Annotated in this window: 1 protein-coding gene; it reads left to right on the top strand. The window is 69.0% G+C overall.

Annotated elements, in window-relative coordinates:
* Positions 1-210 precede the first annotated feature (210 nt).
* Complete coding sequence (locus JAO81_RS27065) at positions 211-897, top strand: GntR family transcriptional regulator (RefSeq protein WP_199550554.1); 687 nt, start codon at positions 211-213, stop codon at positions 895-897.
* Positions 898-1,052 lie beyond the last annotated feature (155 nt).

Below are 1,052 nucleotides of genomic sequence, written 5' to 3'. Positions count from 1 at the left end.
CCCCAGGCCCCACCTCCTACCCCAGGCCCCACCCCACCCGCCCCGAAGCCCCCGCCATCTCCCGGACCCTTCCCCTTTTGTCCGCAGGGCCCAACTCGGGCCGAAATGCAACCCCATGAATTCCCGCCACTCTTCCGGGAATTGAGGGAGCCTGCAATAGAGTCGCTGACAGTTGAGTAACTTGTGGGCAGCAAAGGCGGTGGTTCGATCATGCGCATTCCCGCGCAGTCGGTATGCACGGCCATCCGGGACGACATCGTCTCCGGGGTCTTCGAGCGCGGCAGCCGGCTCACCGAGGAAGTGCTCGCGCGTCGCTACGGAGTCTCCCGGGTCCCCGTCCGCGAGGCCCTGCGCACCCTCGAGGCCGAGGGCTTCGTCGTCACCCGCCGGCATGCGGGCGCCCATGTCGCCGAGCCCACCGCGCAGGAGGCGGCCGATCTTCTGGAAGTCCGGATGCTGCTCGAACCGCTCGGCGCCGCACGCGCCGCGCAGCGCCGCACCGAGGCACACCTCAAGGTGCTTCGCGGCCTGGTGAGACTGGGGCAGGAGCGGGCCAGACGCGGGCAGAGCGAGGATCTGCGCAGCCTCGGCGGCTGGTTCCACGAGACGCTCGCGCAGGCCTCGGGCAGCCCCGGCCTGATCACCCTGCTCACGCAGTTGCGCCACAAGATCGCCTGGATGTACGCGGTGGAGTCACCGGAGCGGCCCGCCGAATCCTGGGCCGAACACGGCGCGATCGTCGACGCGGTGGCCCGCGGCGACGCCGATCGTGCCCGTCTGCTCACCGCCCAGCACACCGAACGCGCCACCCGTGCCCACCGGTTGCGCGGCCAGCCGCCGACAGCGCGTGTGAGCGGTTCGCAACATCGCGTAAACATGGCGGGCGGCCGGGCTTAACAAGCGGTCCGTATACAAAGAGGGGGAATTCGGCGGGGGGCTGTTTCGTGTGCCCGCATGCGATTTCTCGTATGCGAAGAAATACATCACGGAATAGGTGTGGAAACGAGTGGGTCACGGACCCCCACAACCCAGGGGGGGGGGTGCGGCGGGAC

It is taken from the genome of Streptomyces sp. N35 (genome assembly GCF_016464295.1).
In the GTDB taxonomy this organism is placed as follows: Bacteria; Actinomycetota; Actinomycetes; order Streptomycetales; family Streptomycetaceae; genus Streptomyces.
This window is presented reverse-complemented; position numbering and strand designations above follow the sequence as displayed.

Excerpts from the sequence above, each read along its gene's own strand:
- JAO81_RS27065 (WP_199550554.1), top strand. The coding sequence starts at position 211 with ATGCGCATTCCCGCGCAGTCGGTATGCACGGCCATCCGGGACGACATC.